At 71.9% G+C, this 3,089-nt stretch carries 1 protein-coding gene; it reads right to left on the bottom strand.

Annotated features, from left to right (window positions below; genetic code table 11):
- On the bottom strand, nucleotides 1–2,932 hold a 2,932-nt coding region (locus ABT023_RS28880), incomplete at its 3' end, for a non-ribosomal peptide synthetase (protein ID WP_350889841.1).
- Between the last annotated feature and the right edge of the window lie 157 nt (nucleotides 2,933–3,089).

Here is a 3,089-nt window from a genome sequence, read left to right as displayed (position 1 = left end):
ACGTCAACACCACATCCCCACACACCACCGCCACCGCACCCGGCGACCGACCCACCCACCGACCCACCAACTCATGCACCAACAACCCACCCGAACCACCCGAACCCACCACCGCCGACGACCACGACCCCACCAACGACCGCTCCGCCGCACCCGCCAGCGGTTCGCGCAGGTACCGCCGGTCCGGCGCGGTCACCATGTCCCAGAGGGCGCCCACGAAGTAGTCGCGCAGCAGCCGGGCCTGCTCGGCACGGACCGCGTCGGTGTGGAAGTCCAGCGCCAGCAGCACCCGGTCGGAGACCGGGTCGCGGACGACGCCGATGTTGAGCGGGAAGTTCGTCGGTTCGGCGCGGACGGTGGAGAAGCTGCCGATCTTCCCGTCGAGGATCTCGGTGCCCCGGGCGGACAACATCTCGGCCATCACGTGGAAGTGGTTGTAGACGAAGTTGACGTTGACCGGCTGGTCCATGCCCAGCCGGCGTTGCATCTCGGCCATGGGGAAGCGGCGGTGCGGCAGCATGTCGCGCTCGGCCGCGAAGACCTCGGCGATCAGGTCGGTCCACCGGCCGTCGGGCAGCGCCAGCCGGAACGGCAGCGTGTTCAGGAACAGCCCCCGCACGTCGTCGCCGCCGCGCTCCTCCGGCCGGCCGTTTGCCGTCACGCCGACCAGCACGTCCGTCGCGCCGGTGGCGTAGCCGACCGTACGCAGGCAGGCCGCGACGAAGAGGGTCTTCAGCGGGGTGCCGCACCGGTTGGCGAGGTCCCGCAGCGCCGTGCAGAGTTCCGGGCTCAGCACCGTCTCCACCGAGCCGTAGCGCTGGCGAGCGGCCGTCGCGTACCACCACTCGCCCAGGAAGCGCCGTTCGGCGGCCAGCTCCGGCACGGGCCCGTCGGGCCACCGCAGCAGCCTGGTGTCCGGCGGGTCGGCCAGCCGCTCGCGCCAGAACTGTTCGGTCCCGGTCGATGCGAGGGCGGCGCGCTCCAGCTCGACGAAGTCGCGGTACTGCGAGGTCAGCGGCGGGTCCTGCGGCTCGACGCCGTCGCGCAGGCCCAGGTAGACCCGCATGATCTCGCTGAGCGTGGAGTGCAGGCTCCAGCCGTCGAACACGGCGTGGTGCTCGGTCAGCGTCCACTGGAACACGTCGTCCGACCGGCGGTGCACGTGCATCCGCAGCAGCGGCGGGCGATCGTGGTCGAACGGCGTGACCCGCTGGTGCTCCAGGTGGGACCGGATGATCTCGTCCTGCGCCGCCTCGTCGAGGCCGCGCAGGTCCTCGCAGCCGACCGGCAGGACCGCGTCCCGGTGCACGAGCTGGAGCGGCTCGCTGTAGTCGGTGAGCGACAGCGCCGTCCGCAGGACCGGGTGCCGGCGTACGACGTGGGCGACCGCCCGTTCGAATGCGTCGGCCTCGAACGGCGCCCGGACCTTCATGCTGTCGACGTTGTGGTACGGCAGCCGCTCCGGGTCGCGGGTCATCTCGTAGACCATGCCCACCTGCAACGCCGTCATCGGGTACGCGTCGACGAGGCCGTCCGGCAGGTGGGTTCGGTCGGCGGCGCTGACCAGGTCGAACGGTCGACGTACCGTGGCGTCCGGGATGTCGACGACCGTGCACACGGCAGCGAGTTCGGCGATCGTCGGGCGGTGGAACAGCTCCTGCAACTCGAACGTGATGCCGCTGGCGCGCGCCGCGCCGAGCACCCGGATGCTGCGGATCGAGTCGCCGCCCAGGTGGAAGAAGTTGTCGTGCCGGCCCACCTGAACCTGGCCGAGCGCCTCGACCCAGATCTCGGCGAGCCGCCGCTCCACCGGCCCCCGCGGTGCGACGTGGTCGCCGCTGCCGGCAGGGCGGGCGTCGACGGGATCCGGTAGCCGCCGGTGGTCCGTCTTGCCGCTCGGCGTCAGGGGGATCGCCGTCAGCTCCACGAACCTCGCCGGCACCATGTAGTCCGGCAGGCGGTCCGCCAGCCACTGCCGCAGCTCGGCGATCGGCACCGCCGACCCGGCTTCCGGCGACACGTAGGCGATGAGCTGCGGGGCCCCCGCGTCGTCCGGCCGGATCGTGACCACCGTGCCGGTGACGCCGGGGAACTGGTGGGCCACGGCCTCGATCTCCGTCAGCTCGACGCGGAAGCCACGGATCTTGACCATGCTGTCGGCGCGGCCGGCGTACTCCAGGGTCCCGTCGGGGCGCCACCGCGCCAGGTCGCCGCTGCGGTAGAGGCGGGCGCCCGGCTCGTCGCCGACCGGGTCCGCCACGAAGCGTCCCGCGGTCAACCCGGGCTGGCCGAGGTAGCACCGGCCGACCCCCGGTCCGCCGACGTACATCTCGCCGATGACGCCGACCGGGCAGGGCCGCAGGTGCCCGTCCAGGACGTGGATCGCCAGGTCCGCCAGCGGGCGACCGATCTGGGTGAGGGCGCGGGACAGGTCGTCCGGCTCGACCTCCCGGAAGGTGTTGTGCACGGTGGTCTCGGTGATCCCGTACATGTTCACCAGGCGCGGCCGGTCCCAGCCGTGCCGTTCCGCCCACCGGCGCACCGACCCGCGTTCCAGCGCCTCACCGGCGAACACGACGTAGCGCAGCCCCAGCTGGTGCTGGTCCCCGAGGCGGGCGTCGGCGGCCTCGAACTGGACGAACGCGGACGGCGTCTGACTGAACACGGTCACGCCCGCGTCCCGCACGAGCGCGTACAGGTCGTCGGGGCTGCGGGAGACCCAGTAGGGCACCACGACCAGCCGTCCGCCGGTGCTCAGCGCACCCCACATCTCCCACACGCAGACGTCGAACGACGCGCTGTGGAACATCGACCAGACGTCGTCGGGTCCGAAGCTGAAGTCCCGGGCCGCCGAGGCGAACAACCGGGACGCGTTGCGGTGGGTCACCGTGACGCCCTTGGGCCGGCCGGTGGAACCCGACGTGTAGATCACATACGCCGCACTGTCACCCGCCACCCCCACCGGAACAGGCACAGGCACAGGAACAGGAACGCCCGGGACCACACCCTCCGCACCAACCTCCACCACCCGCCACCGACCCACCGGCAACCGCCCCGCCGAACCCAACCCCCCCAACACCACCGACACA

The sequence above is a fragment of the Micromonospora sp. NPDC002296 genome (assembly GCF_040296145.1).
Lineage (GTDB): Bacteria > Actinomycetota > Actinomycetes > Mycobacteriales > Micromonosporaceae > Micromonospora.
The sequence above is the reverse complement of the archived record's forward strand: the minus strand, read 5'-3'. Positions and strand labels throughout refer to the sequence as shown.